Raw genomic sequence first — 24,827 nt, 5'->3', positions numbered from 1 at the left:
AGCCAGATTTAGCGACCAAACGCTGTGACCCATAGCATGCTGCTGTTAGCCTGCAAATATAAGGTCGCTTCGTTGATCGAGGGAGCATCATGAGCCAGACATCCGCACCACTGCCTGGACGGGACCCGGACCCGGATTCCACAGTGTTGGTCCAGGACCCGAACCTGCCGCCCGTCGCCCTGGATCCGGCGGTGGTCGACGCCGAAGACCGGAAATGGACGCCCGGGAAGATCGCCATCTGGATCGGCATCGCCCTGCTCGGAGGCGTGAGCTGGAGCATGATTGCCTTTGTCCGCGGCGAGACGATCAATGCCATCTGGTTCGTCTTCGCCGCGGTCTGTACTTATTTCATCGCCTACCGCTTCTACTCGAAGTACATCGAGAACAAGCTCACGAAGCCTAACGACATGCGGGCGACGCCGGCCGAGTACAAGGCAGACGGCAAGGACTACGTCGCCACGGACCGGCGGGTGCTGTACGGCCACCACTTCGCCGCGATCGCCGGCGCCGGGCCCCTTGTCGGACCCGTGCTGGCCGCGCAGATGGGCTACCTGCCCGGAACCATCTGGATCATCATCGGCGTGATCCTGGCCGGTGCGGTGCAGGACTACCTGGTGCTGTTCTTCTCGATGCGCCGCGGCGGCCGCTCGCTGGGCCAGATGGCGCGCGAGGAGCTCGGGCTCATCGGCGGCACGGCCGCGCTGATCGCCACGCTGGCCATCATGATCATCATCGTGGCCATCCTCGCGCTCGTGGTGGTCAACGCGCTGGGCGAGTCCCCGTGGGGCGTCTTCTCCGTGTCGATGACCATCCCGATCGCGCTCTTCATGGGCATCTACCTGCGCTTCCTGCGTCCGGGCAAGGTCAGCGAGGTCTCGATCATCGGGTTCGTGCTGTTGATCGCCGCCATCGCCGGCGGCGGCTGGATCGCCGAAACCGACTGGGGCTCGGCCCTGTTCACGCTGGACCGCACCACCATCGCCTGGGGCATCATCGTCTACGGCTTCATCGCCGCCGTACTGCCGGTGTGGCTCCTGCTGGCCCCGCGCGACTACCTGTCCACGTTCATGAAGATCGGCACCATCATCATGCTGGCCGTGGCCATCGTGCTGGTCCGGCCCGAGATCAACGTCCCGGCCTTCAGCGAATTCGCGGGCCGGGTGGACGGGCCCGTGGTTCCCGGTGCGCTGTGGCCGTTCCTCTTCGTGACCATCGCCTGTGGCGCCCTGTCCGGATTCCACGCGCTGATTTCCTCCGGCACGACGCCGAAGATGCTGCACAAGGAAAGGCAGAGCCGCTTCATCGGGTATGGCGGCATGCTGATGGAGTCATTCGTGGCCATCATGGCGCTGGTTGCGGCGCTCTCGATCGACCGCGGGATCTACTTCGCGATGAACTCCTCGGCCGCCGCCACCGGCGGTACCGTGGAGGGCGCAGTCGCCTTCGTCAACAGCCTCGGTTTGGCCGGGGTGAACCTGACGCCGGACATGTTGACCCAGTTGGCCGAGAACGTCGGCGAGGAATCCGTCGTCTCTCGTACCGGCGGCGCGCCCACACTTGCCGTCGGGCTTGCGCAGATCATGCAGGGTCTGATCGGCGGCCTCGGCATGATGGGCTTCTGGTACCACTTCGCCATCATGTTCGAGGCCCTGTTCATCCTGACCGCGGTCGACGCCGGGACCCGGGTGGCCCGGTTCATGCTGCAGGACACGATCGGCAACTTCATCCCGCAGTTCAAGGACGTCTCGTGGCGGCCGGGCGTATGGATCTGCACGGCCATCATGGTCGCCGGGTGGGGGTACATCCTGATCCTCGGCGTCACGGATCCGCTCGGCGGCATCAACACGTTCTTCCCGCTGTTCGGCATCGCCAACCAGTTGCTGGCCGCCATCGCGCTCGCGGTTTGCCTGGCCATCGTCGCCAAACGCGGCGCCTTCAAGTACATCTGGATTGTGGCACTGCCGCTGGCGTTTGCCTCGGTGATCACCATCTGGGCGTCCATCCTGAAGATCTTCTCCCAGGATGTGCGCGTGGGCTACTGGGCCAATAACGCGGCGTACCGGAACGCGCTGGCCTCCGGCGAGACCAGCTTCGGCAACGCGAAGTCGGTGGCGGAGATGGAGGCGGTTGTCCGCAACACCACGGTCCAGGGCACGCTGTCCATCGTGTTCGTGGTGCTGACCATCATTGTAATTGCGACGGCGATCGCCGCCACGATCAGGGCATGGCAGCGGGGCGGCGGAATCTCCAACGAGGAGCCCGCCACCGTCTCGGCCACCTACGCACCGGCCGGCCTGATCGCCACGCCGGCCGAACGCGAGCTGGAAAAGCAGTGGAACCAGCTGCCGGATGAGCTTCGGCTGGAGCGTGCGCACCATCACGGGCAGCGGTCATGAACCACGCACTGGAACGCGCGCGCGAGGGCTGGCACGGATTTGTCTGGTTCTTCAAGGGAATGATGGGTGAGAACGCCTACCGGGACTACCTGGACTTCCACCGGCGCGCCCACCCCGGCGTCGCACCGATGACCGAGCGGGAGTTTTGGCGGGACAAGACGGACCGGCAGGACCGCAACCCCCAAGGCCGCTGCTGCTGACGCCACCGGCACCCTCCAAGGCACCGCCCGCTGGCGCACAGCGTCCGGGCGGTGCCTTCTTCTGTCGCGGTACGTCGGCGGGACCTGCCCATGTCAAGCCGGAATGTTCCGATCCTCTGGCAAGATGAGACCATGACTGACGAGCAGACACCGCAGGCGGACGATCCGGTGCTCGAGGGCGCGCTGGCGGCCGGCGAAACGGACGCCGACCGGGCCCCGGCCAAGGAGAACGGCACCAAGAAGGGCACCTCGCTCCATGACCTGGTGGACGAGCCGGCCAAGGTCATGCGCATCGGCACCATGGTCCGCCAACTGCTCGAGGAGGTGCGCAGCGCCCCGCTGGATGACGCCGCACGCACCCGCCTGGCGGAGATCCACGAGCGGTCCATCAAGGAACTCGAGGACGGCCTGGCGCCCGAGCTGATGGACGAGCTCGAACGCATCAACCTGCCCTTCGGCGACGACTCGATCCCCTCGGATGCCGAACTGCGGATCGCGCAGGCCCAGCTGGTCGGCTGGCTCGAAGGCCTCTTCCACGGGATCCAGACCGCCATCGCGGCCCAGCAGGCGGCAACCCAGCAGATGGCCGCCCGCCTGCAGCTGCGCCAGCTGCCGCCGGGAACCGTCATCGCGCCCGGCGTCGTCATCGGCGAGGACGGCGAGCCCCGCCGCGCCGAAGGATCCGAATCGGAGAACGCACCGGCCCACCCGCGCCCCGGCCAGTACCTGTAGCGGATGGAGTTCTTCGGCGCCGCCCGGCAGGCCCGCCGGGATGACAAGGAGCTGGGCAAGGGCATCTGGCGGCGAACGCACGACCGCTTCATGCGCGGATTGGACCGCTACCACCAGGTCCTTGAGGGCGTAGCGGACGACGCACTCTATGACGAGCTCGTCGTGATCGCCAACGAACTGTCCGCGCAGCTGCCGCAGGTCCGCGGGTGCTGCGCGCAGGCCCAGAAGCTGCACCCGAGCGACGGACTGGACATTCCCGGCGGCAGCCTGTCGGCCGTCCACCGCTGCCTGTCCAAGGCCGGAAATTCCCTCGCGGCCGCCGCCGAGGCAGCGGCCATGGCGCGGCTGGCGACCGATGCGGCAGGTTCGGCCCGGGCAGCGGAAAGCGTACGACGGCGGGCGGCAATCGTCGTCGAGGACGTCGCCGAGGCGGTCCGGCTGCTGGAGGGGCGGGACGCGCGCTAGCAGTGCGCCGAAACGAAGAATCCCCGCTTCGCACGGAAGCAGGGATTCGGTTCGCCCGGCGCCCGGGGCACCGCGTGCGGAGACATCAGACCACAAGCGGGACCGGGTGTACCTCATCCGCGCGGTGGCCGGCGCGCTCGTGGATCCGTTGCACAGCGTCGGCTGACGGCGCTTCGGACAGGCAGTAGACGACGCCGCTCTCGGGATCTGCCCAGGCCTGTTTGAAGACGACCTTCTCATCGTCCTGGATCGCAAGGTCCGCATTGTGCGCTTCCCTCAGCGCCTCGGCGGTAATCCCGACCATGTTGTGATGAACATCCATGAACTCAGGCATGATGACGTTCCTTTCTTGGCCATGTTGCTGAACGGGCGCTGTTCGGCGTCCGCTGTTCCGGAGGATGGCGGTTGGCGCCGGCACCATCAGGAACGGCGCGGATTCGACAGGTCTGCCCAGGAATCCTAGTTCCATAGTGCTCTTCCCAGCGGAACCATGACAATGGCCCGCGGCGGGAACCTGAGGGGTCAGGCAACAGGCCGGTCCAGCCAGCCGCTGACCGGTCCGGGGGCAGCGGATAAGGAAAAAGCCCTCGGAATCCGGCCGGATTCCGAGGGCTTTTGTTCGGAGCCCCCTGCCAGAATCGAACTGGCGACCTTTTCATTACGAGTGAAACGCTCTACCGACTGAGCTAAGGAGGCGGAGGATTCACTCGGCTGCGCCGGGCGGAATCCACAAGGAATAACTATAGGAGAGCATCCGCGCGCGGGTCAAAACAGGTTCAGCAAACCGCCCCGTCCTTCGGCATCGTGCCGTCGATGAAGTAGGCGTCCACGGCGTCCTGGACGCACTTGTTGCCGCGGCTGTAGGCGGTATGGCCCTCGGCCTCGAAGGTCAGCAGGGACGCGGATTCGAAGGACGCGGCCATGGATTCGGCCCACTCGTACGGCGTCGCCGGATCTCCGGTGGTGCCGACAACCAGGATGGGATCCGCGCCCTCGGCCTTCACCGGTGCCGGCGTCCGCACGGCGTCATAGGACCAGTTCTCGCAGGTTGTCCCGCCGTAGGCCAGGTAGCGGCCGAGGGTGGGGGAGGCGTCTTCCAGCGCCTTGGCTTCCTCGCGCATGGCGTCCAGGCCCGACTCCATCGGGTAGTCGAGGCAATTGATCGCGGTGAAGGCCTCGGTGCTGTTGCCGGTGTAGCTGCCGTCGGGCTGCCGCTCGGCACCGAGGTCCGAGAGCCTCAGCATCTCCGTCGGGTCCCCGCCGAACGCCCCCTTGAGCGCCGCGGTCAGGGCGGGCCAGTTCTGGTCGTTGTAGAGCGGGACGATGAAGCCGGAAACGAACATGCCGACGGTGACCAGCCGGCCGTCCGCGGCCGTCATCGGGTTGTCCTCCACCGCGGCGATCAGGTCGCGGATCTGCCCCACCGCGTCGTCGGCGGTCCCGTCCATGGGGCAGTCGGACGACTGCAGGCAGCTCTCCGCGTAGCTGTGGATGGCGGCCTCGAACGCCTTGGCCTGCCCCAAGGTGACTTCGGCATTGCTCAGCGACGGATCCAGGGCGCCGTCCAGCACCAGGCGGCCCACTCGCTCGGGGAACAGGTCGGCGTAGGTGGCGCCCAGGAAAGTGCCGTAGGAAAAGCCGAGGTAGTTCAGCTTCGCGTCGCCCACCGCGGCCCGCAGGATGTCCATGTCCTTGGCGGCGCTGACCGTGTCCACGTGGCCGAGCACCTCCCCGGTCTTCTCGGCGCACTCCTGGGCCAACTCCTTGGAGTCCCGCGCGGCCTCGGCCAGGCCTGCGTCCGTGTCCAGGTCGTACTGGACCTGCCTCGCTTCGTCCTTCTCCTTGTCCGACATGCATTTCACCGGCGCCGAGCGCTTCACGCCGCGCGGGTCGAAGCCGACGATGTCGTAGTTCCGGCGCAGCTCCTCGGTGGTCATGTATGCGAGCGAGTCCTTCACCGTGTCATAGCCGGAGCCGCCCGGGCCGCCCGGATTCAGCAGAATGGAACCCTTCGAGCCGTTACCGGCCGAGCTGCGGATGGCCGCGATCTCGATCCGTTTGCCGTCCGGCTCGGCGTAGTCCAGCGGTACCTCGACCTTGGCGCACTGGAACTGCTGCTCGCAGTCCTCCCAGGCGACGTCCTGCGTGTAATAGGACTTGAGCGCCTGGTCGACCGTGCCCGGATCCGCGGCGTTCCCCGAGGCCGACGGCCCCGGCGGCTGGGGGAGCAGCCCGCAGCCCGCAAGCATCAGGAGTACGACGGCGGCCGCTCCGGTTGTGAGGGCACGGCGGCTTCGGCGCGGTGATTGGCGCATTAAAGGATTCCACTCCTGGGTCGTCGGCAAGGGGGAGTCGGGGACCGGACGCTGCTTCACAGCAGGCTGACCACCATGGCTTCCATGGCAAGCACGGGCGCCACATTGGTCTGCAGGCGCTTGCGGGCCTGGGCAATCGCGTCCAGTCTGTCCAACGTCTGTTCGGGGGAGGATTGTTCCGCGAAGGCCGACAGCTCGGGCCTCAGGTACTCGTTGACGAGCTCCGTCCGGGTTCCCAGCTGCAGCGTCAGTACGTCGCGGAAGAACGTGGTCAGGTCGATCATCACCCGGTCCAGCGAGTCGCTCACGCTGCGTTTGGCCCGGCGCTTCTGCTCTTCCTCCAGCGCCTTGAGCTGGCTGCGGATGGCCGGCGGCAGCGTTCCGGTTTCCGGTGCTCCCAGCGTGTGCAGCAGGGCCTCCCGCTCGGCTGCATTGCGTTCCTCGGCAGCCGCCGCCGCTTCCGCGTTGGAAAGTTCCACCAGTTCGCCCGCGGCCATCACGGCGTCCGAGACTCCGCGGAGGCGGAGGGGGAGCCGGACGATGGTATCCCGGCGGGTCCGGGCGTCCTCGTTCCGTGCCAGCCGGCGGGCCACGCCGATGTGGCTCTGCGAAACGCGGGCGGCAAACTCGGCCAGCTCGGGGCTGGCCCCGTCCCTGCGGACCAGCAGTTCGGCCACGTCGCCGATGGACGGTATCCGCAGGCCCACCGGGCGGCAGCGTGAGCGGATCGTGACCAGGACGTCCGCCGGGCTCGGCGCGCAGAGGAGCCAGACGGTCCGCGGCGGAGGCTCCTCGATGGCCTTGAGGAGTACGTTGGTGGTGCGTTCGGTCATCCGGTCCGCGTCTTCGATGATGATCACGCGCCAGCGTCCCGAGGACGGCTTGTCCTGCGCCTTGGTCACCCACTCGCGCACGTCCTCGATCCGGAAAGTGACGTTCTCCGTGGCCATGACGGACACGTCCGCGTGGGAGCCGGCCAGCGCCGTGCGGCAGGCATGGCATTCCCCGCAGCCGCGGTCCTCGGCCCGGGGCTGCTCGCAGACCAAGGCGGCAGCGAAGGAGCGGGCCGCGTTGGAGCGGCCGGAACCGGGCGGCCCGGTGAACAGCCAGGCATGGTGCGGGTGCTCGGCGGCCGCGGCACGGCCGAGCTGCTCCACCACGGCGTCCTGCCCGGGAAGGTCTGTCCAGACGCTCATCCGGGCATCCCGCAGATCCGTTCCATGATGGCCTCGGTCAGCTCGGCCCGGTCCTGCCCGGCGTCCAGCACCAGGTAATGCTCCGGCCTGGCGGCCGCAAGCTCGAGGAAGGCTGCGCGGATGCGCGAGTGGAAATCGTCCGGCTCCGATTCCATCCGGTCTTCGGTGCCCTCCGCAGCACGGCGGTCGCGGCCGCGTTCCGGGTCCACGTCAAGCAGGACCGTGAGGTCCGGAAGGACTCCGCCGGTTGCCCACAGATTGAGTTCGCGGACGGCTTCGAGCCCGAGCCCGCGGCCGGCGCCCTGGTACGCCACCGAGGAGTCGATGAAGCGGTCGCACAGGACAATCTCCCCTCGTTCCAGCGCGGGCACGATGACCTGCCGGACATGGGCGGCGCGCGAGGCGGCGAAGATCAAGGCCTCGGTGCGCGAATCGATGTCCCCTTGGCCGTGCTCGAGGACCAGGGCACGCAGCTTCTCGCCCACCGGTGTTCCGCCGGGCTCCCGGGTGCGGAGCACGGTACGGCCGATCGATTCCAGGCGGGCCTGGACCGCGGCAGCCTGCGTGGACTTTCCGGCCCCGTCGCCTCCTTCGAAAGCGATGAACAAGCCGCCGTTCCTCGCCGGCGCGGCGGCCGCCGCAGGGACAGGCAGGGGATGGCTCACGGAAGTCACCAGACCAGCCTATCGGGTCCGGCGGGGCGCCGAAGAAGTCACAGTTATCCTGTGGAGAGCCGCCGGGTCTACCCTTCTTGCATGACCCAGCACGCGTCCCAGCATCCCGAATTCCTGGCGCCGGACACCGTTGTGGTGGCCGGCGGCCGCCCCGACCGAACCCACGACGCCCCGGTCAACCCGCCGGTGGTGCTGTCCTCGACGTTCGTCGGCCAGGGCGAGGTCTATGAAGGGGACCGTGCCTACGGGCGCTACGCGAACCCGAGCTGGGATCCGTTCGAGGAGACCCTCGGCCAGCTGGAGGGTTCGGAGCTTCCCGCCCTCGTCTTCGCCTCCGGCCTCGCCGCCGTCTCCGCCGCGTTGTCGCTGGTGCCCTCCGGCGGCGTCGTCGTGATGCCGCGGCACAGCTACCAGGGCAGCCTGGCATTGTCGCAGGACCTGGCCGATCGCGGTGCCCTGACGGTCCGTCCCGTGGACATCGCCGACACCGAGGCAGTCAAGGCGGCCCTGGAGGGCGCCGACGCCCTGTGGCTGGAAAGCCCCACCAACCCGATGCTGGAGATCGCCGAGATGGGCGTCCTTGCCGCGGCGGCGCACGACGCCGGGGCTTTGGTGATCGCCGACAACACCTTCTCCACCCCGCTGGGCCAGCGCCCCATGAACAGCGGAGTCGACGTCGTCGTACATTCGGTCACCAAGTACCTGGCCGGCCACTCCGACGTCGTACTCGGCGCAGTGGTGACCTCCGATCCCGCACTCCGCACTCGCCTGCTGTCCTACCGCTCGCTGCGCGGCGCGATCGCCGGGCCGTTCGAGGTCTGGCTGGCCCTGCGCGGTCTGCGCACCCTCGCCCTGCGGATCGAGCGCTCGCAGGCGACGGCCATGGAGCTGGCCCGCAAGCTGCAGGAACACCCCCGCGTGGAGGCCGTGCGCTACCCGGGGCTGCCCGGCGACCCCGGACATGAGCGGGCCGCCGCCCAGATGGACGGCTTCGGCTCCATCATCGCCATCACGGTCAGGGGCGGCGCCGAGGCTGCGGACGCGGTGGTGGAAGCCCTGCAGTTGTGGACCCCCGCGACGTCGCTGGGCGGAGTCGAGTCGCTGATCGAGCGCCGCCGGCGCCACGCCAACGAGCCCGCCTCGGTGCCCGAACACCTGCTGCGGCTCTCCGTCGGAATCGAGAACGCCGCGGACCTGTGGGCCGACCTCGACCGGGCACTGCAGAAAGTGCAGGACTAACCGGACCCCGACCCGTTAGGCTGGAGACGTGCTGATTGCGTATGAGATTCAGGAATGGCTCTACCGGTGCCTGGGCTACGTGGCCCTCGGCATCGAACTGTGGGCGCTCATCGACTGCGTGGGCCGCAAGGGCGAGCACTTCCAGGCCGCTTTCAAGCGCACAAAGGGTTTCTGGATCGGCATGACCGCCGCGGCGACCGCGGTCGGCGCGCTGTCCCTCTTCGGCGGAGGGTTGGGCACCTGGATGCTGTTCCAGCTGGCCGCCGTGATCGCAGCCTCCGTCTACCTGGCGGACGTCAAGCCGGCGCTGAATGAGCTCAAGGGCTCCGGCGGCAGCGCCTACGGGCCCTACGGCCCCTGGTAGGCAGGGGACGTCCTAGTCCGGGCGCACGGCCGCCCAGCCGACGGTGATTTCCCCGAGCCGCCACCGCGCCGGGCCGTCCTGCACGGGCCAGCCGGCCTTCCGCATCATCCGGCACATGGACAGCCACCGCTGGCGGTTCCCGAAAGGCGCGACGGCGGCGGATTCCGCCCAGCACCGGTCCAGCGCCTGCAGGTAGGTGTGGACGCGTTCGCCGGAAACATTGTGGTGGATCAGCGCCTTTGGCAGCCGCTCGGCCACATCGGAGGGCCGCTCGAACGCGCCGAAGCGCAGCGAGATGCTCAGCGAAACCGGGCCGCCCGGCTCCACCGCGACCCACGTGGCCCGGCGCCCGATCTCGTCGCAGGTGCCGTCGATGAACAGCCCGCCCGGGGCCAGCCGCTCCCGCACGGTGTCCCAGTGCGCGCCGTACTCGGACTCGGCGTACTGCCGCAGGACATTGAAGGCCCGTACCACCGCGGGCCGGCGCCCCGGCACCGGGATCTCGAACCCGCCCTGCCGGAAGCTCAGCCCGGGGCGTTCCAGCGGCTTCGCCCGCAGGACGCGGTCCGGCTCGATCTCGACGCCGATCACCTCCACGTCCGGGCGCAGCCGGGAGACCCGGTGGTGAAGTTCGACGGCGGTGGTCGGCGATGCGCCGTAGCCCAAGTCGATCACGAGCGGGTCCGCGGCCGTGCGCAGGAGGGCTCCCCGCGGACCGCACAGCCAGCGGTCCATCCGGCGCAGCCGGTTCGGGTTGGTGGTGCCCCGCGTGACCGCTCCGATCGGCTTGGCGTTTTTCGGGCGGACGGCAGCTGCGGGACGGGAGCTCGGCACGAGAAAACAGAATAGACGCCGCAGGCGCCCGGTTGTTCCATTCAGCAGGCCCGAGTGCGTAACGTCACGGCACGGGAGAGGGCCCGGCATGGGCTGGCGGATAGGATGAACGCCATGACTGCCTCGACGAACTACAAGTTGATTCTGCTGCGGCATGGCCAAAGCGACTGGAACGAGAAGAACCTTTTCACCGGCTGGGTGGATGTTCCCCTGACCGACCAGGGCCGGGCCGAGGCCAAGCGCGGCGGCGAGCTGCTGGTCGAGGCAGGCATCCTCCCGGACGTGCTCTACACCTCCCGGCTCAAGCGTGCCATCGTCACCGCGAACATCGCCCTTGAGGCCGCTGACCGCGACTGGATCGACGTCAAGCGCAGCTGGCGGCTGAACGAACGCCACTACGGCGCCCTGCAGGGCAAGGACAAGACGCAGATCCGCGAGGAGTTCGGCGACGACCAGTTCATGCTGTGGCGCCGCTCCTACGACACCCCGCCGCCGGAGCTGGACGACTCGAGCGAATGGTCTCAGGCGAAGGACCCGCGCTACGCAGACCTGGCTTCGGTCCCGCGGACCGAATGCCTCAAGGACGTGCTGGAGCGCTTCCTGCCTTACTGGGAATCGGACATCTCCAAGGACGTACTCAGCGGCCGCACCGTCATGGTCACCGCGCACGGCAACTCCCTGCGCGCGCTGGTCAAGCACCTCGACGGCATCAGCGACGACGACATCGCGGCGCTGAACATTCCGACCGGCATCCCGCTCGTCTACGAGCTGGACGAGAACCTGAAGCCGGTCAAGGCCGGCGGCACCTACCTGGACGCCGACGCGGCAGCCGCGGCGATCGAGGCAGTGGCCAACCAGGGCAAGAAGTAGCAGCCCCGAAACACACAGAAGGCCGGTTCCGCTGCAGCGGAAACCGGCCTTCTGCCTGCTCGGATGCCGGCTAGACGGCGTCGCCGTTGACGGTCCACTCGCCGGTCACCAGGTAGGTCACCTTGCGGCTCACGGAAATTCCGTGGTCGGCGAAACGTTCGAAGTAGCGGCTCGCCAGGGCAACATCGACGGCGGTCGCGGGCGAGCCCGAGAAGTCCGGGGCGGCAATGGCCTTGAAGATCCCGGCGTGGAGCTCGTTGACCCGGTCGTTGCGCCGGGCGATATCGCGGGCGAGGTCCAGGTCCCGGGTATCCAGCAACTGGGTCAGCAGCCTGGAGATGGCGATGTCCTGCTCGGCGAACTCGTCGAAGGTCGGGCGCAGGTGCTCGGGGACCACCAGTTCCGGGTAGCGCATCCGGGCCAGCTGGGCGATGTGGCGCGCCAGGTCGCCCATCCGCTCGAGCGAGGCGCTCATTCGCAGCGAGCCCACGATGACGCGCAGGTCGGAAGCAACCGGGCCCTGCAGGGCCAGGATCTCGATGGCGCGTTCGTCCAGGTTGTTCTGGAGGAAGTCGATCCGAGCATCGGAGGCGATGACGTCCTGCGCGAGTTCGGTATCCGCAGTAGTGAAAGCCGTGTTCGCCTTCTCGATGGCCTCGGTCACGAGCCGCGAGATCTCGACCAGCTGTTCGCCTACCTGATGGAGCTCCGCTTGAAATACCTTTCGCACAGGCCGTCCTTTCATTTTGTCTTTAGCCACACTCAGTCGACCGCGCAGTAGTCACAGTCACAGTGGAGACTGCCACCGCGCCGTTAACATCCGGTGCTTCTCTAAGTGAACGTTAGTTGAACCCCTGACCGAATGCCACCAAATCCGAGGAGGGTGACGTCCGCGGCGGCATAAGCTAGAGGCGTGGAACCTCTGATGATCGCCCTGCTGGCCGGGCTGGTCGGATTGCTGCTGGGCGCCTTCGGCGTGCTGTCCTTCCGGCTCAGCGAACGCCAGCGACGCCAGGTGGAGGTTGCCGAGCCCACCATCCGTGAAGGCGCAGCGGAAGTCCTCGCCGTCGTCGGACGTGCGTACGTCATCGTGGACGTGATCGACGGCGTGGTGCGGGCAAGCCCGGGCGCCTACGCCTACGGGCTGGTGCGCGGCCACACCGTGGTCCATAAAGAACTCCTGGAGCTGACCGCGAGGGTCCGCCGCGACGGCGTGATCGAAGAGCGCCAGTTGGAACTGCCGCGGGGCCCGTTCGGGCAGGGCAGCATCATTGTGCAGGTTCGCGTGGCACCGATTGGGGACGACTACATCCTGCTGCTGGCCGACGACCGCACGGAAATCACCCGCACCGAGGCCATGCGCAACGACTTCGTGGCCAACGTCTCGCACGAACTGAAGACTCCGGTCGGGGCGTTGTCGCTGCTCGCCGAGGCGATCGAGGGCGCTGCCGACGACGAGGAGGCGGTCCGCCGGTTCGCGCTGCGGATGCAGAAGGAAGCTGCGCGGCTGGGCGCGCTGGTGCAGGACATCATCGAACTCTCCCGGCTGCAGGGCGCCGACGTCGTCCAGACAGGCACGGCCGTGGACCTGAACTCGGTGGTGGCCGAGGCAGTGGACCGCAACCGGCTGACCGCGGACAGCAAGGACATCCGGATCATCGTCGGCGGAAAGGTCGAGGAGAAGGTCTATGGGGACCCCGACCTGCTGATGACCGCCCTGCGGAACCTGATCGAGAACGCCATCCGGTACTCGCCCGAACACTCCAAGGTGGGCGTGGGCCTGCGCTTCCGCGAGGGGCTCGCCACCATCTCCGTAACCGACCAGGGGCCCGGCATCACGGCCGAAGAGCAGGAGCGCATCTTCGAACGGTTCTACCGCGTGGACGCCGCCCGCTCCCGCCAGACCGGCGGAACCGGCCTCGGGCTGAGCATCGTCAAACACATCATTTCCCAGCACGGCGGGGAGGTGTCGGTGTGGTCGCAGCCCGGGCAGGGATCGACCTTCACCGTCCGCCTGCCGGAGATGGACCAGGCCGAAGAGGAAACGGAGGCCGGCGGCGAGCCGGCTGAGCCGACAAAAAAGGGCTCCAACGGGGCCCGTGAGCAAGGAGTTAGTGCTTGACCCGCATTTTGGTTGTCGAAGACGAAGAGTCGTTGAGCGATCCGCTCAGCTATCTTCTGGGGAAAGAGGGCTTTGAAGTGCAGGTTGTCGACAACGGGCTGGACGCCGTTGTCGAGTTCGACCGCTCGGGCGCCGACCTGGTCCTGCTGGACCTCATGCTTCCGGGCCAGTCCGGCACGGAGGTTTGCCGCCAGCTGCGCCAGCGCTCGAACGTGCCCGTCATCATGCTGACCGCCAAGGACGCCGAAATCGACAAGGTCGTCGGCCTGGAGCTCGGCGCGGATGACTATGTCACCAAGCCGTACTCATCCCGCGAGCTCGTCGCGCGGGTCCGGGCGGTGCTGCGCCGGCAGGGCGAGCCGGAAGAGCTGATTTCCAACACGGTGCAGTCAGGCCCCGTGCGGATGGACGTGGAACGGCACGTGGTCAGCGTTTCCGGGGAACCGATCTCGCTGCCCCTGAAGGAATTCGAACTGCTCGAAATGCTCCTCCGCAACGCGGGCCGGGTCCTCACCCGCGGGCAGCTGATCGACCGGGTCTGGGGTTCCGACTACGTCGGAGACACCAAGACGCTCGACGTCCACGTTAAGCGCCTGCGCGGGAAGATCGAACCGGACCCGTCCGCACCCCGGTACCTGGTGACGGTCCGCGGGCTGGGCTACAAGTTCGAGCCCTAGGCAGACGCCTCGTCCGGCGCGCAGAAGCGTGGACGCAGGGGCTCCCGCCGGCGAAGCAAACGAAAAGGAGGGCCGCATCCGTTCAAGGATGCGGCCCTCCTTTTCGTGAGTCCGGTAGGGGCGATGCCCTATTAGTGACCGGCCTCGGCTGCTTCAGTGGTAGCGGAACCGGAGGGAGCCGGGGCGCCGCTTTCGGCAGGCGCAGGGGTGGCCGACCCGGAGCCCGGAACGAAGGGCTTGTACTCTGCCAGCGCCCCGTCCAGTACGGGGACACCGAGCTCGGTGGACTCCGAGTTGACCTTTACATCGATGTTCACCAGTGCGCCCGGATCCGCGCCAGGGGTATCGACGATTGTTTCGTTCTCATCCTGCTCAAAGCGGATCTGGCCGTTCGCGGGAACAGTGACGCTCGCCGTGCCGCCCGTGCCGGTCACCGTAAGCTGCACGGGGGAGTCGGAGGTGTTGCTGGCCGTGCCCAGCACCCGTGCCTGCGAGTCGCCGTCGGCGGCAACGAGCATTAGGTTGCGCAGCAGGATCGGGCCGACGTTGGCCACGATGCCGTCGCTTGCGGCGTACGAGTAGGTAGTCGCCTGGTCGTTAATGGTGCTGCACCCAGCGGACCCCAGGAGGGCTAGCGCGGCGGTGCCGACTGCTAGGGCACGCTGCACACGGTTCTTCGGCGCAATCTTCACGGCAGGGACTCCTCATTCAAAGGCTTTACATCGAGCGGGAGCTGTACACAGCTCAGCCATAGCCTACCGGCAGTCCCGGCAAAAGTTTGATTCCTCCGGCGTAACCAACCCGGCCGCATGCACCAAAGTCGCTCTTCGTCAAGGGGTGGCCAGCGCCGAATCGCTGCAATGGCGCGGATCGGGGCCCGACCGGCGGCCCGGGGAGACCGTAAGCGGCATGATAAACTTGTCTGTGGGAAAGGGGAAAGTCCACATGGTATTTGAGGTCGGCGAGACGGTTGTTTACCCTCACCACGGTGCTGCGAAGATCGAAGAGATCAAGATGCGCACCATCAAGGGCGAAGAGAAGATGTATCTCAAGCTCCGAGTGGCTCAGGGTGACCTGACCATTGAGGTTCCGGCGGAGAACGTAGATCTGGTAGGCGTTCGTGACGTGGTGGGCAAGGAAGGCCTGGAGCACGTGTTTGACGTACTCCGTGCCGAGTTCACCGAAGAACCCACGAACTGGTCGCGCCGCTACAAGGCCAACTTGGAGAAGCTCGCATCCGGCGACGTTATCAAAGTTGCCGAGGTAGTGCGCGATCTGTGGCGGCGGGAACAGGACCGCGGCCTGTCGGCAGGCGAAAAGCGCATGCTGGCCAAGGCGCGGCAGATCCTGGTTTCGGAGCTGGCCCTTGCGGAAAAGACAGACGAAGACAAGGCGGCGGCAGTGCTGGACGAGGTGCTTGCGTCCTAGCAGCCTAGACTGCCCCTGAAGGCCCCGGCGGCCGGTCCCCACGGACCGGCCGCCTTTTTCGTGCCGGTAGGCTTGACGCGTGCCTACACCTCCCACGCTCCGTATTGGCGTCGTCATCGTGGCCGCGGGTTCCGGCCAGCGGCTCGGCTACGGCATCCCCAAGGCCGAGGTCGGACTGGCAGGACGCACCCTGCTGGAACATGCGCTCGACTCGGTCCTTGCCTCCGGCGTGGCCGCCTGCCTCTGCGTTGCGGTTCCCCCGGGCGACACCAGGCTCCGCGGCATTTGCGCGCGCGCCGGCGGAAAGACCCCGGTAACGGTGGTGGAGGGCGGCAGCAGCCGGGCGGATTCCGTCGGCAGGGCGCTGGCCGGGCTGGGGCCCGGGCTGGACGCCGTCCTTGTCCACGATGCCGCACGTGCGCTGACGCCGCCCGAGGTCTTCCGCCGCGTCGCAGCAGCGCTGGCTTCCGGGGCGCAGGCCGTCATCCCCGCCGTCCCGGTGGCGGACACGATCAAGACGGCGAGTCCGAGTTCGCCGCAGGAGCGCAGCATCGCCGGCGAGAAGGTTGCCGGGACTCCCGAGCGGGCCATCCTGCGCGCGGTCCAGACCCCGCAGGGCTTCGATGCCCGGATCTTGGCCGAGGCTCACGGCTGGCTGGAGTCCGCAGGCGAAGACGCCGAAGGAATCACGGACGACGCGATGCTCGTCGAGCGCAGGGGAGTGACGGTTTTCCTGGTGCCCGGTTCCGAAGAGGCCCTCAAGATCACCACCGAATTGGACTTGATGACGGCGGAGGCGCTGGCGGCCCGCCGGCTCGCCTCGGCTGCGGCACCCGGACAGGAAGGCCAACAATGAGCGGCTCCCCCAATTTTCCGCGCACCGGCATCGGTGTCGACGTGCACGCCTTCGCCCCCGACGACGAGCCGCATCCCCTCTGGCTGGGCGGGCTGCTTTGGGAAGGCGAGCGCGGCCTGTCGGGGCATTCGGACGGCGACGCCGTCGCCCACGCCGCCGCGGACGCGCTGTTCTCCGCGGCCGGCTTGGGCGACCTCGGAACGCATTTCGGTACAGACCGCCCGGAGTATGCCGGCGCCTCCGGTGTCCGGCTGCTGGGTGAGGCGGCGCGGATCGTGCGGAACGCCGGCTTCGAGATCGGCAACATTGCCGTCCAGGTCATCGGCAACCGGCCCAAGTTCGCACCCCGCCGCGGGGAATCGGAGGCGGTGCTGGGCAAAGCGGCCGGTGCAGTGGTCAGCGTTTCGGCGACCACGAGCGACGGGCTCGGCTTCACCGGCCGCGGCGAGGGCATCGCAGCCGTCGCGACCGCCGTCGTCATGGCAGTTGCGCCCCAAGCCGCAGGCGCGGCTAATCTGGAGCGGTGAGCCTGAGATTCTATGACACCGCCGCCGCAGAAATCCGCGAGTTCGTCCCGCTGGAGCCGGGCAAGGTAGGCCTGTACTACTGCGGAGCCACGGTGCAGGGGGATCCCCACGTCGGCCACATCCGCTCGGGCATCGCCTTCGATCAGCTGACCAGGTGGCTGCGCTACAGCGGCTATGAGGTCACGGTCGTCCGTAACGTCACGGACATCGATGACAAGATCCTCGCCAAGTCGGCTGCCTCGTTCGAACCCTTCGACCCCGCCGACCAGGACGCGCCGACCATCGCCAACGAGCCCTGGTGGGCGCTGGCCTACCGCTACGAGCAGGCCTTCCAGCGCGCCTACGACACGCTGGGAGTCGCGCGGCCCACCTATGAGCCCCGCGCCACGGGGCACATCCCGGAGATGCACCAGCTGATCCAGCTGCTGATCGACCGGGGCCACGCCTACCCGGCGCTCGACGACTCCGGCGACGTCTATTTCGACGTGCGTTCCTGGGCGGAGTACGGCTCGCTCACACGGCAGAACATCGAGGACATGCAGGCCGCGCCCGACGCCGGTCCCCGGGGCAAGCGCGATCCGCGCGACTTCGCGCTGTGGAAGGGGTACAAGGAGGGCGAACCTGCCACCGCCAGCTGGCCCAGTCCGTGGGGCACGGGCCGCCCGGGGTGGCACCTCGAGTGCTCCGCCATGGTCACAAAGTACCTGGGCACCGCCTTCGACATCCACGGCGGCGGGCTGGACCTGCGGTTCCCGCACCATGAAAACGAGGTGGCGCAGTCGCGGGCGGCCGGCCACGGGTTCGCCAGCTTCTGGATGCACAACGGCATGGTCACCTACGAGGGTGAAAAGATGTCCAAGTCGGTCGGCAACATCGTGACTCCGGCCGAGATGCTTGCGATCGCCCGTCCGCTGGTGGTGCGCTACTACCTCGGACAGGCACAGTACCGTTCCGCGCTGGACTACAACCCGGGCTCCCTCGCGGAGGCCGCGGCCGCCGTCGAACGCATTGAAGGCTTCATGCAGCGGGCGCTGGCTTTCCTCTATGGCGAGGGGGCCGCGGTGCCGGCATCCAGGGAGCGGGTGCCGGAGGCCTTCGAAGCGGCAATGAACGACGACCTGAACGTCCCGCAGGCGCTGGCCGCCGTACACGAGGCGGTCCGCGCCGGCAACACGGCCCTGGACGCCAAGGACAAAGATGCGGCGGACCGGGCCCTGCACCAGGTGATCGCCATGACGGACGTGCTGTACATCAATCCGCTGGATCCGCACTGGCGCAGCGACGCCGGCGACGGCCTCGAACACCAGGCCCTCGACGCCCTCGTCCGCGCGCAGCTCGAGGAACGCCGCTCGGCCCGCGAGGCCAAGGACTGGGCGCGGGCGGATGCCATCCGGGACACCTTGGCTGCGGCCGGGATCACGGTAGCGGACTCCGCGGACGGCGCCACGTGGTCCGTGGCGGACCGCTAAACTCTATTTGACCGGCATCATCCCAATGCGACCGGCGTCCGCCGGGTCCGGTGCAGACGCTGCCAGCTGATCGAAGGTAAGTAACATGGCCAACAAACCCCGCCCCGGAGCGGTGCGCAAGTCCAAGAAGGGCCCCACCACGGGCACCGGAGGGCACGGCCGCAAGGCTCTCGAGGGCAAGGGCCCGACGCCGAAAGCCGAGGACCGGCCCTACCACAAGGCGTACCGCGCCAAGCAGCTGGCCGAGCGTTCCTCGGCCCGCCGGGCCAGCGGCAAGGCCGCTCCCGCCCGCCGGGCCGGCGGCAAGGCAGCCGAGGAGATGGTCACCGGACGCAACTCGGTGGTGGAAGCGCTGCGCGGAGGCGTGCCGGCGAAGGCCCTGTATGTCGCAGTCCGCGTGGAGATGGACGACCGGGTCAAGGAGTCGCTGAAGATCGCGGCCGAGCGCGGCATCCCCGTGCTCGAGGCGCAGAAGCCGGAACTGGACCGGATGACGGAGGACGCCGTCCACCAGGGCCTGGTCCTGCAGGTGCCGCCCTACGATTACCCGGATGCGCTGGACCTGGCCGAGGAAACCATGGCCAAGTTCACCAAGGGCTACATCCGCAATGCCCCGCTCTTCGTCGCGCTGGACGGCATCACCGATCCGCGCAACCTGGGCGCCATCATTCGTTCGGTGTCCGCGTTCAGCGGCCACGGCGTGATCGTGCCCGAGCGCCGGGCCGTCGGCATGACGGCCTCGGCGTGGAAGACCAGCGCCGGTGCGGCCGTCCGGGTCCCGGTGGCCCGCGCGGCCAACCTGAACAACACCCTCAAGGCCTTCAAGTCCATGGGCATCTTCGTCCTGGGCCTCGACGGCGGCGGCGACGTGTCGCTGCCCGGACTGGAGCTGGCCACGGAGCCGATCTGCCTGGTCGTGGGTTCCGAAGGCAAGGGCCTCTCGCGCCTGGTGCGCGAGCACTGCGACCAAATTGTGTCCATCCCCATCGATTCCGACATGGAATCGCTGAACGCTTCCATGGCCGTGGGCATCAGCCTCTACGAGGTCTCCCGGCAGCGCGCCGGGCAGTAGCCTTTCACCGGAAGCAGAAAGCCTTGGCCGAACCACAAGAGAAGATCCCCGCCGAACCCCGGCTCCGCCGCGACCACCTGTCGAGGCCTTTTCCGCTGGGCGTCAGCGACGCGGGGATCGATGCCGGCGGCCTGGTGAACGTGGCCGTCTTCGCTCCGGAGCTGAAGGCCGTGGATGTCCACTTCACAGCCGGCGGACAGTGGCGCAGCGCCCCGTTGACCGAACTGACCGACGGCATCCACCACGGGGTGGTGTCCGGCCTGGGGGAGGGGAGCCGCTACGGCTTCTGGCCCCGCGGCGGCCAGGTGAAGCACCGCCAGCTGCTGGTGGACCCGTACGCGCGTGCCATCACGGACGACGGCGGGATCTTCCATTCCGTGTTCGTCGAACCTGGCTTCGACTGGGACGGCGCCCGGCCGCCGCAGGTTCCCTGGCGCGACACCGTGATCTACGAGTGCCACGTCAAGGGCCAGACCATGCTGCACCCGCAGATTCCGGCGGAACTGCGAGGCACTTATGCCGGTTTGGCCCACCCCGTCATGGTTGAGTACCTGCTGAACCTCGGCATCACTTCGGTCCAGTTGCTGCCCGTGCACTTCCACCTGGACGAGCCGCATCTCCAGGAGCTCGGCCTGTCCAACTACTGGGGCTACAACACCCTCGGCTTCTTCGCTCCGCACGAGGCGTACGCGACGGCCGCGGCGCGCCGGGCGGGGCCCAAAGCCGTGCTGGACGAATTCAAGACCATGGTGAAGACCCTGCACGAGGCCGGGCTCGAAGTGATCCTGGACGTCGTCTACAACCACACGGCCGAGGGCGGCAAACACCAGCGCACCTATTCGTACCGCGGCCTGGCCGACCACGCCTACTACCGCCACGAGGTACACGGCAACTACCTGGACACGACCGGTTGCGGCAACACCCTCAACCTCAACGAGCCCCGGGTGCGTCAGCTCGTCGTGGATTCGCTGCGCTACTGGATCGAAGAATTCCAGATCGACGGCTTCCGCTTCGACCTGGCCGTCTCCCTGGCCAGGGACGGGAACAACCACTTCGACCCGAACCACCCTTTCCTCCAGGCAGTAGCCGCCGACCCGGTGGTTTCCAGGGCCAAGCTGATCTCGGAGCCGTGGGACGTCGGCCCGGGCGGCTGGCAGACGGGCAACTTCCCGCAGGGCTGGGCGGACTGGAACGACCGGTTCCGGGATGCGGCCCGCAGCTTCTGGCTGGAGGACGCCAACGCGCTGAACCACGGCGGAAGCGGATCCTCGGTGGCGCGGCTGGCCAGTTGCCTCGCCGGCTCGGCCGAGGTCTTCTCCGGTTCCGGCCGCGGGCCGCTGGCTTCGGTAAATTTCGTCACCGCCCACGACGGCTTCACCCTGGCGGACCTGACGGCCTTCGACCGCAAGCACAACGAGGACAACGGCGAGGAAAACCGGGACGGCTCCAACTACAACCGCAGCTACAACCACGGTGTCGAAGGGGCCACCGGTGACAGCGCCGTGCTGGACGCCCGGGCCCGCGCGGCCCGGAATTTGATGGCCACCCTGCTGCTTTCGCTCGGTGTCCCGATGATCACCGCCGGGGACGAGCTTGGGAGGACCCAGCACGGCAACAACAACGTGTACTGCCAGGACAACGAGCTTAGCTGGCTGCACTGGCTGCCGGACGACCGGCAGGAGCAGATGTTCCGGACCACCCGGCGGCTGCTGCGGATCCGCAGGATCTTCCTGGCCAACCAGCCGTATGGGTATCCGGCCACGGAACACGGCTCGTACCTGCTGTGGTTCAACGAGGCCGGCGAGCCCATGACCCAGGACCAGTGGACGGACCCGTCCAGCCGCACCGTCCAGCTGCTGATGGGATCTCCCAACGGCAGCATCGACGGGCTCGTGGTCGTCAACGGCCGGCTCGAGCCGCGGAAGATCCTGATGCCCAGCTCCGCCGCCCTGCGGGATTTCGGCGTCGCCGAGAACCATGGCCGGACCTTCGAGCTGCTCCTGACCACCTCCGACTATGACGACCGCCGCCGCGGAGCCCGGATCGCGAGCGGGGAGCGCGAAATCATCGGCGCCAATTCGATCAGCATCTACCGCGCCTGAATCCCTCCTGCCGCACAAAGGCGGCAACGACGGCGGACGCCAAGGTCCGCCGGCGTTGCCGCCTTCAGTGCAGCCTGCGCCTTAGTACTGCCGCGGCTGGTCCTCCTGGACGTTGGTGCGGGCCTCGTCGGCACGCGACTTCACGTCCTCGGCGGCGTACTTGCCTTCCTCCTTGACGTGTTCGGCGGAATCCTGCGCCGAGGACTTGAGCTGTTCCGCCGCCTCGCGGGCCGGCTCCTTCAAGCCCTGGGCTACCTGCTGGGCCGAGCCCTTGGCTTCCTCCACAAGCGGCTGGGCCTCTTCCTTCACGCGCTCGGCAGCGCGCTGTTCCGCCCTGGTGGCCGGGAACAGGGAGGAGACCAGCATGCCGGCGCCGAAGGCGATCAGGCCGGCCGCCAGCGGGTTGCCCTCGGTCTTGCGGGCAATGGTGTGCGGCGCCTCCTGCACGGCGTGGCCGGCGTCGTGGGCCGCGGAACGGGCGGAATCAGCGGTGTCATGGACGGTGGACCTGGCGGAGCCGAGGGTGTCGTCCGCGCTCCCCATGACCTTGTCCTTGGCCCGGCTGAAGGTGCCCTTCACCTTGTCGGTCTGCCGGTGCACGATGTTCGACGGCGAGACCTTCTCGGCGACGGCGTCTACATCGGTGCCCAAGCGGCCGCGGGTGCGTTCGATATCGGCCCGGATTTCTTCAGGTGACTGGCTCATCGTGCATCCTCACTTGGTTTGAGAGTTTCGGGAATTTTCTTGACGGATTCCTGCGTCCGCGGAATACCTTGGACGCTCTTCAGCTGCTTCTTGCCTGCGGCCGCGAGAATCGCTGCGATGATCGCCCAGATGACGGCCACGATGATCGCGGACCAGACGTAGCCCGAACCTTCATCCAGGGCGAGGCCGAGCCCCCACCAGAGGGCGATCGAGAGGAAGAGCAGGACGAAGTGGCCGGCGATACCGGCGCCGGTCAGCATGCCTGCGCCCTTGCCGGCTCGGGTGGCTGACTCCTTGGCCTCGGCCTTCGCCAACTCCAGCTCCTGGCGCATCAGCACGGACATGTCGCGTGAGACGTCGGAGAGCAAGTCTCCAAGAGAGCTGGTTTCGGCCTTGACTTCGGCTTCTGTCGGCGGAGGGTTGCCGGCTTCCGGGTAGCGCTCACTCATCGGCTGCCACCGCCTTCAAATGGATCCCGCTCCGGGATAGCCGTGCCGCGACCGAGATCGGTGTCCGTCTCCGGGTAGCTGATGCTCTCCGGCGATCCTGCCGCACCGCCGACCGAGCCGGAGGTGTCGTACCGGTCCGTGGCGCCGGTCGGGGTGGCGGTCGGGTAGCCGATGGTTTCCGGGTAGCCCGGGGCGCCGCCGTAGCCGGATCCGGCCGGCCTGTCCGGGGCTGCGAAGCCCCTCGCGCTCCGTGTGTCGTACTCCGTCCCGGTCCTGCGGGCCGATCCCGAGGTGCCGCTGTCCGCGGTCAGCCCTCGGGTGAGCCGGCCGGCGACCAGTCCCGCGCCGGCGGCGATGGCCAGGAAGGCCCCGGGCCGCTGCCGGGCGAACCGCTTGACCTCGTCAAGCAGCGATCCCGGATCCCGATTGTCCAGCCAATCCGCGACCGAGTGGGCCTTGTCGGAGGCCTGGCTGACCAGATGGGTCGCGTTGCCGGACTGCTCGGAGTTCCGCGCCATGGACGCGAGCTCTTCGCCGATGGACCGCAGGCCCGAAGCAACCTTCTGCTGCTGCGTGCCGGCCTGGCTGTACACGTCGTCGCCGAGCTGGGACATCAGGGAGCGGGCCTGCTCCTTGGCCTCGTGGGCAACCTGCTTCGCTTCGGTCTTGGCGGTTTCCGCCACGTGCTGGCCGGCGGCTGCGCCCTCACGGCCCACTTCCTTGGCCTCCTGCTTGGCCGTTTCGGACTTGGACTGCTCCGGCTCGTAGGTCGTTACCGGTTCGGTGAGGGGCTCGGCCGGCCGTGCCGGCGGGAGGGTCTCGCCGCCGACTCCGCCCGGACGTCCAAAGGTGCCGCCTGTCGGGCCGAGGCCTGCGGTGTCGTCGTCATAGTTACCTGGGGTGTTGGTCGTCATAGCAGTTCCTTCTCCTGGTTCGGTCAGTCGATGGGGCGGATGGGCAAACTAGGTGCGCCTGCTGTCCTCGCGGCTCTCGCCGAGGTCGCGGCGCAGCGAACGTCCACGCTCTATGTCCTCCTTTTCCTTTTTGAGTTGCTTGTCGCTCTTGCGGGTATCGCGCGGCGGCAGCTGGATGGTCTCTTCCGCCTCGATGCCTGCCTGCAGCTGGCGCCCGCGCTCGGCCTCAGCGTCGAATTCGGCGCCGAAGAGCAGCGACAGATTCGACAGGTAGAACCAGAGCAGCAGGACAATCACGCCGCCGATGGCGCCATAGGTGCGGTTGTAGTTGGAGAAATTCGCGACGTAGAAGGCGAATCCCAGCGTGGTGACCGCCAGGACCAGCAGGGCCAGGAACGCGCCCATGCTCATCCAGCGGAATTTCGGCTGCTTCACGTTCGGCGTCGCGTAGTACAACAGGGCGACCACGAGGACCGCGAAGGCGACGAGGACCGGCCATTTCGCGATGTTCCAGACGGTCAGCGCCGCCTCGCCCAGGCCGATGGTCGCGCCGATCGCCTCGGCAACCGGTCCCGACAGCACCAGGATCAGCATCATGACGGCTGCGAGCAGCACGACGACGAGCGTGACCGCGAGCATCGTGGGCCGGAGTTTCCAGAAGGGCCTGCCTTCATCGACCTCGTAGATACGGTTCATCGCGCGGCCGAACGCCCCGACATACCCCGAGGCGGACCACAAGGCGCCCGCAATACCGACGACGAGCGCCAGCCCGGCCGTGGGCGCGTTCGCCAACTGCTCGATCGGCTGCCGCAGGGTGTCGGCGGCCTGCCCGGGGGCTACGCGCTCAAGCGTGTCCAGCATCGCCGTCGTCGTCTGTTCCCCCTGGCCGACAATGCCGAGGATGGACACCAAGGCGAGCAGCGCCGGGAACAATGACAGCACCGCGTAGTACGTCAGCGCCGCGGCCAGGTCGGTGCACTGGTCGGCCGAGAACTCGCGGACGGATTTCCGGAAGATGTACTTCCACGAGGGCTTCCGGATCTCCGCAGGAGTGTCCGGCTTCCGCTCATCCTCCGGATGGGGGGCCGTAGCGGCCTTGGACGAGCTGTCCTCCTTTTCCATGCCTCCTCCTTTCGGCGGTTTCGTTAGTAACGGGCGCAACAAGACTCATGCTATTTCTAAGTATGCTTATAAGTAAGGGGTATCGGCAGAAAGGCCCGG

General features: G+C 67.8%; 26 protein-coding genes and 1 tRNA gene. 15 read left to right on the top strand and 12 right to left on the bottom strand.

What is annotated here, in order from left to right; all coding sequences use genetic code 11:
- Nucleotides 1-89 precede the first annotated feature (89 nt).
- The 4 genes from AHIS1636_RS16245 to AHIS1636_RS16230 all read left to right on the top strand — a co-directional run bounded on the left by AHIS1636_RS16245 (nucleotide 90) and on the right by AHIS1636_RS16230 (nucleotide 3,793).
- Nucleotides 90-2,396 carry a carbon starvation CstA family protein gene (locus tag AHIS1636_RS16245; protein ID WP_264796884.1) on the top strand — a complete coding sequence of 769 codons (2,307 nt, stop codon included), beginning with the start codon at nucleotides 90-92 and terminating at the stop codon, nucleotides 2,394-2,396.
- The gene (locus tag AHIS1636_RS16240) at nucleotides 2,393-2,596 is read left to right on the top strand and encodes a YbdD/YjiX family protein (RefSeq protein ID WP_264796883.1); all 204 of its coding nucleotides are present in this window, start codon (nucleotides 2,393-2,395) and stop codon (nucleotides 2,594-2,596) included. The genes AHIS1636_RS16245 and AHIS1636_RS16240 overlap by 4 nt, the downstream gene beginning before the upstream one ends.
- A 132-nt stretch (nucleotides 2,597-2,728) precedes the next feature.
- A complete protein-coding gene (locus AHIS1636_RS16235) occupies nucleotides 2,729-3,328 on the top strand; it encodes a bacterial proteasome activator family protein (protein ID WP_264796882.1) in 600 nt (199 codons plus the stop codon).
- Between the two features lie 3 nt (nucleotides 3,329-3,331).
- Nucleotides 3,332-3,793 (top strand): hypothetical protein, encoded by a 462-nt coding sequence (locus AHIS1636_RS16230; protein WP_264796881.1) that lies wholly within the window; start codon nucleotides 3,332-3,334, stop codon nucleotides 3,791-3,793.
- Nucleotides 3,794-3,878: 85 nt separating this feature from the next.
- On the opposite strand, the gene AHIS1636_RS16225 is transcribed toward AHIS1636_RS16230, so the two are convergent.
- From AHIS1636_RS16225 to tmk, 5 genes are all read right to left on the bottom strand, one after another.
- A complete protein-coding gene (locus AHIS1636_RS16225) occupies nucleotides 3,879-4,127 on the bottom strand; it encodes an SCO4226 family nickel-binding protein (protein ID WP_264796880.1) in 249 nt (82 codons plus the stop codon).
- A 289-nt stretch (nucleotides 4,128-4,416) separates the two neighbouring features.
- Nucleotides 4,417-4,489 (bottom strand) — tRNA-Thr (locus tag AHIS1636_RS16220).
- 80 nt (nucleotides 4,490-4,569) lie between these two features.
- Entirely contained in the window at nucleotides 4,570-6,108 is a 1,539-nt protein-coding gene (locus AHIS1636_RS16215; RefSeq protein ID WP_264796879.1) for an alpha/beta hydrolase, read from the bottom strand.
- Nucleotides 6,109-6,164: 56 nt separating this feature from the next.
- Nucleotides 6,165-7,304 (bottom strand): DNA polymerase III subunit delta', encoded by a 1,140-nt coding sequence (locus AHIS1636_RS16210; RefSeq protein ID WP_264796878.1) that lies wholly within the window; start codon nucleotides 7,302-7,304, stop codon nucleotides 6,165-6,167.
- Nucleotides 7,301-7,978, bottom strand: coding sequence for a dTMP kinase (gene tmk, locus AHIS1636_RS16205; protein ID WP_373875865.1), 678 nt, complete (start codon nucleotides 7,976-7,978; stop codon nucleotides 7,301-7,303). The genes AHIS1636_RS16210 and tmk overlap by 4 nt, the downstream gene beginning before the upstream one ends.
- A gap of 81 nt (nucleotides 7,979-8,059) precedes the next feature.
- On the opposite strand from tmk, the gene AHIS1636_RS16200 reads away from it, so the two are divergent.
- Nucleotides 8,060-9,217, top strand: coding sequence for a trans-sulfuration enzyme family protein (locus tag AHIS1636_RS16200; protein ID WP_264796877.1), 1,158 nt, complete (start codon nucleotides 8,060-8,062; stop codon nucleotides 9,215-9,217).
- A gap of 28 nt (nucleotides 9,218-9,245) precedes the next feature.
- Nucleotides 9,246-9,581, top strand: coding sequence for a DUF2516 family protein (locus AHIS1636_RS16195; protein ID WP_264796876.1), 336 nt, complete (start codon nucleotides 9,246-9,248; stop codon nucleotides 9,579-9,581).
- A 12-nt stretch (nucleotides 9,582-9,593) separates the two neighbouring features.
- On the opposite strand, the gene AHIS1636_RS16190 is transcribed toward AHIS1636_RS16195, so the two are convergent.
- Nucleotides 9,594-10,316 carry a class I SAM-dependent methyltransferase gene (locus tag AHIS1636_RS16190; protein WP_264796901.1) on the bottom strand — a complete coding sequence of 241 codons (723 nt, stop codon included), beginning with the start codon at nucleotides 10,314-10,316 and terminating at the stop codon, nucleotides 9,594-9,596.
- 213 nt (nucleotides 10,317-10,529) lie between these two features.
- Here AHIS1636_RS16190 and AHIS1636_RS16185 point away from each other — a divergent pair, with 213 nt between their 5' ends.
- Nucleotides 10,530-11,285, top strand: coding sequence for a phosphoglyceromutase (locus tag AHIS1636_RS16185; protein ID WP_264796875.1), 756 nt, complete (start codon nucleotides 10,530-10,532; stop codon nucleotides 11,283-11,285).
- Nucleotides 11,286-11,355: 70 nt separating this feature from the next.
- Here AHIS1636_RS16185 and phoU read toward each other — a convergent pair whose 3' ends face one another.
- Nucleotides 11,356-12,015, bottom strand: a complete 660-nt coding sequence (gene phoU, locus AHIS1636_RS16180; RefSeq protein ID WP_264796874.1) for a phosphate signaling complex protein PhoU — start codon at nucleotides 12,013-12,015, stop codon at nucleotides 11,356-11,358.
- Nucleotides 12,016-12,210: 195 nt separating this feature from the next.
- On the opposite strand from phoU, the gene AHIS1636_RS16175 reads away from it, so the two are divergent.
- Nucleotides 12,211-13,407 carry a sensor histidine kinase gene (locus AHIS1636_RS16175; protein WP_373875866.1) on the top strand — a complete coding sequence of 399 codons (1,197 nt, stop codon included), beginning with the start codon at nucleotides 12,211-12,213 and terminating at the stop codon, nucleotides 13,405-13,407.
- Nucleotides 13,404-14,084: a winged helix-turn-helix domain-containing protein gene (locus tag AHIS1636_RS16170; RefSeq protein WP_264796872.1), complete on the top strand. Its 681-nt coding sequence runs from the start codon at nucleotides 13,404-13,406 to the stop codon at nucleotides 14,082-14,084. The genes AHIS1636_RS16175 and AHIS1636_RS16170 overlap by 4 nt, the downstream gene beginning before the upstream one ends.
- Before the next feature lie 131 nt (nucleotides 14,085-14,215).
- Here the strand turns inward: AHIS1636_RS16170 and AHIS1636_RS16165 are convergent, their stop codons facing one another.
- Nucleotides 14,216-14,776: a hypothetical protein gene (locus AHIS1636_RS16165; protein WP_264796871.1), complete on the bottom strand. Its 561-nt coding sequence runs from the start codon at nucleotides 14,774-14,776 to the stop codon at nucleotides 14,216-14,218.
- Nucleotides 14,777-15,029: 253 nt separating this feature from the next.
- Between AHIS1636_RS16165 and AHIS1636_RS16160 the strand changes: the two genes are divergently transcribed.
- The 6 genes from AHIS1636_RS16160 to glgX all read left to right on the top strand — a co-directional run bounded on the left by AHIS1636_RS16160 (nucleotide 15,030) and on the right by glgX (nucleotide 21,538).
- A complete protein-coding gene (locus AHIS1636_RS16160; protein ID WP_262107805.1) occupies nucleotides 15,030-15,512 on the top strand; it encodes a CarD family transcriptional regulator in 483 nt (160 codons plus the stop codon).
- 79 nt (nucleotides 15,513-15,591) lie between these two features.
- Nucleotides 15,592-16,368, top strand: coding sequence for a 2-C-methyl-D-erythritol 4-phosphate cytidylyltransferase (gene ispD / locus AHIS1636_RS16155; RefSeq protein ID WP_264796870.1), 777 nt, complete (start codon nucleotides 15,592-15,594; stop codon nucleotides 16,366-16,368).
- Nucleotides 16,365-16,895 (top strand): 2-C-methyl-D-erythritol 2,4-cyclodiphosphate synthase, encoded by a 531-nt coding sequence (gene ispF, locus AHIS1636_RS16150; protein WP_264796869.1) that lies wholly within the window; start codon nucleotides 16,365-16,367, stop codon nucleotides 16,893-16,895. Before ispD ends, ispF begins: the two co-directional genes overlap by 4 nt.
- The gene (gene cysS, locus AHIS1636_RS16145; RefSeq protein WP_264796868.1) at nucleotides 16,892-18,364 is read left to right on the top strand and encodes a cysteine--tRNA ligase; all 1,473 of its coding nucleotides are present in this window, start codon (nucleotides 16,892-16,894) and stop codon (nucleotides 18,362-18,364) included. The genes ispF and cysS overlap by 4 nt, the downstream gene beginning before the upstream one ends.
- 85 nt (nucleotides 18,365-18,449) lie before the next feature.
- Nucleotides 18,450-19,436, top strand: a complete 987-nt coding sequence (gene rlmB / locus AHIS1636_RS16140) for a 23S rRNA (guanosine(2251)-2'-O)-methyltransferase RlmB (protein WP_264796867.1) — start codon at nucleotides 18,450-18,452, stop codon at nucleotides 19,434-19,436.
- 23 nt (nucleotides 19,437-19,459) lie between these two features.
- The gene (glgX, locus tag AHIS1636_RS16135; protein ID WP_264796866.1) at nucleotides 19,460-21,538 is read left to right on the top strand and encodes a glycogen debranching protein GlgX; all 2,079 of its coding nucleotides are present in this window, start codon (nucleotides 19,460-19,462) and stop codon (nucleotides 21,536-21,538) included.
- 81 nt (nucleotides 21,539-21,619) lie between these two features.
- Here the strand turns inward: glgX and AHIS1636_RS16130 are convergent, their stop codons facing one another.
- From AHIS1636_RS16130 to AHIS1636_RS16115, 4 genes are read right to left on the bottom strand one after another with little or no spacing between them, the layout of a single operon-like run.
- Nucleotides 21,620-22,243 (bottom strand): DUF3618 domain-containing protein, encoded by a 624-nt coding sequence (locus tag AHIS1636_RS16130; protein WP_264796865.1) that lies wholly within the window; start codon nucleotides 22,241-22,243, stop codon nucleotides 21,620-21,622.
- Nucleotides 22,240-22,692 carry a phage holin family protein gene (locus AHIS1636_RS16125; RefSeq protein WP_264796864.1) on the bottom strand — a complete coding sequence of 151 codons (453 nt, stop codon included), beginning with the start codon at nucleotides 22,690-22,692 and terminating at the stop codon, nucleotides 22,240-22,242. The genes AHIS1636_RS16130 and AHIS1636_RS16125 overlap by 4 nt, the downstream gene beginning before the upstream one ends.
- Nucleotides 22,689-23,606 carry a hypothetical protein gene (locus AHIS1636_RS16120; protein WP_264796863.1) on the bottom strand — a complete coding sequence of 306 codons (918 nt, stop codon included), beginning with the start codon at nucleotides 23,604-23,606 and terminating at the stop codon, nucleotides 22,689-22,691. Before AHIS1636_RS16120 ends, AHIS1636_RS16125 begins: the two co-directional genes overlap by 4 nt.
- 48 nt (nucleotides 23,607-23,654) lie before the next feature.
- Nucleotides 23,655-24,728 (bottom strand): YihY/virulence factor BrkB family protein, encoded by a 1,074-nt coding sequence (locus AHIS1636_RS16115; RefSeq protein ID WP_264796862.1) that lies wholly within the window; start codon nucleotides 24,726-24,728, stop codon nucleotides 23,655-23,657.
- Nucleotides 24,729-24,827: the final 99 nt, after the last annotated feature.

The organism is Arthrobacter mangrovi (assembly GCF_026011795.1).
Lineage (GTDB): Bacteria > Actinomycetota > Actinomycetes > Actinomycetales > Micrococcaceae > Crystallibacter > Crystallibacter mangrovi.
This window is presented reverse-complemented; position numbering and strand designations above follow the sequence as displayed.

Excerpts from the sequence above, each read along its gene's own strand:
- AHIS1636_RS16245 (WP_264796884.1), top strand. The coding sequence starts at position 90 with ATGAGCCAGACATCCGCACCACTGCCTGGACGGGACCCGGACCCGGAT.
- AHIS1636_RS16240 (WP_264796883.1), top strand. The coding sequence starts at position 2,393 with ATGAACCACGCACTGGAACGCGCGCGCGAGGGCTGGCACGGATTTGTC.
- AHIS1636_RS16235 (WP_264796882.1), top strand. The coding sequence starts at position 2,729 with ATGACTGACGAGCAGACACCGCAGGCGGACGATCCGGTGCTCGAGGGC.
- AHIS1636_RS16230 (WP_264796881.1), top strand. The coding sequence starts at position 3,332 with ATGGAGTTCTTCGGCGCCGCCCGGCAGGCCCGCCGGGATGACAAGGAG.
- AHIS1636_RS16225 (WP_264796880.1), bottom strand. The coding sequence starts at position 4,127 with ATGCCTGAGTTCATGGATGTTCATCACAACATGGTCGGGATTACCGCC.
- AHIS1636_RS16215 (WP_264796879.1), bottom strand. The coding sequence starts at position 6,108 with ATGCGCCAATCACCGCGCCGAAGCCGCCGTGCCCTCACAACCGGAGCG.
- AHIS1636_RS16210 (WP_264796878.1), bottom strand. The coding sequence starts at position 7,304 with ATGAGCGTCTGGACAGACCTTCCCGGGCAGGACGCCGTGGTGGAGCAG.
- AHIS1636_RS16200 (WP_264796877.1), top strand. The coding sequence starts at position 8,060 with ATGACCCAGCACGCGTCCCAGCATCCCGAATTCCTGGCGCCGGACACC.
- AHIS1636_RS16190 (WP_264796901.1), bottom strand. The coding sequence starts at position 10,316 with ATGGACCGCTGGCTGTGCGGTCCGCGGGGAGCCCTCCTGCGCACGGCC.
- AHIS1636_RS16185 (WP_264796875.1), top strand. The coding sequence starts at position 10,530 with ATGACTGCCTCGACGAACTACAAGTTGATTCTGCTGCGGCATGGCCAA.
- AHIS1636_RS16175 (WP_373875866.1), top strand. The coding sequence starts at position 12,211 with ATGATCGCCCTGCTGGCCGGGCTGGTCGGATTGCTGCTGGGCGCCTTC.
- AHIS1636_RS16160 (WP_262107805.1), top strand. The coding sequence starts at position 15,030 with ATGGTATTTGAGGTCGGCGAGACGGTTGTTTACCCTCACCACGGTGCT.
- ispF (WP_264796869.1), top strand. The coding sequence starts at position 16,365 with ATGAGCGGCTCCCCCAATTTTCCGCGCACCGGCATCGGTGTCGACGTG.
- rlmB (WP_264796867.1), top strand. The coding sequence starts at position 18,450 with ATGGCCAACAAACCCCGCCCCGGAGCGGTGCGCAAGTCCAAGAAGGGC.
- AHIS1636_RS16130 (WP_264796865.1), bottom strand. The coding sequence starts at position 22,243 with ATGAGCCAGTCACCTGAAGAAATCCGGGCCGATATCGAACGCACCCGC.
- AHIS1636_RS16125 (WP_264796864.1), bottom strand. The coding sequence starts at position 22,692 with ATGAGTGAGCGCTACCCGGAAGCCGGCAACCCTCCGCCGACAGAAGCC.
- AHIS1636_RS16120 (WP_264796863.1), bottom strand. The coding sequence starts at position 23,606 with ATGACGACCAACACCCCAGGTAACTATGACGACGACACCGCAGGCCTC.
- AHIS1636_RS16115 (WP_264796862.1), bottom strand. The coding sequence starts at position 24,728 with ATGGAAAAGGAGGACAGCTCGTCCAAGGCCGCTACGGCCCCCCATCCG.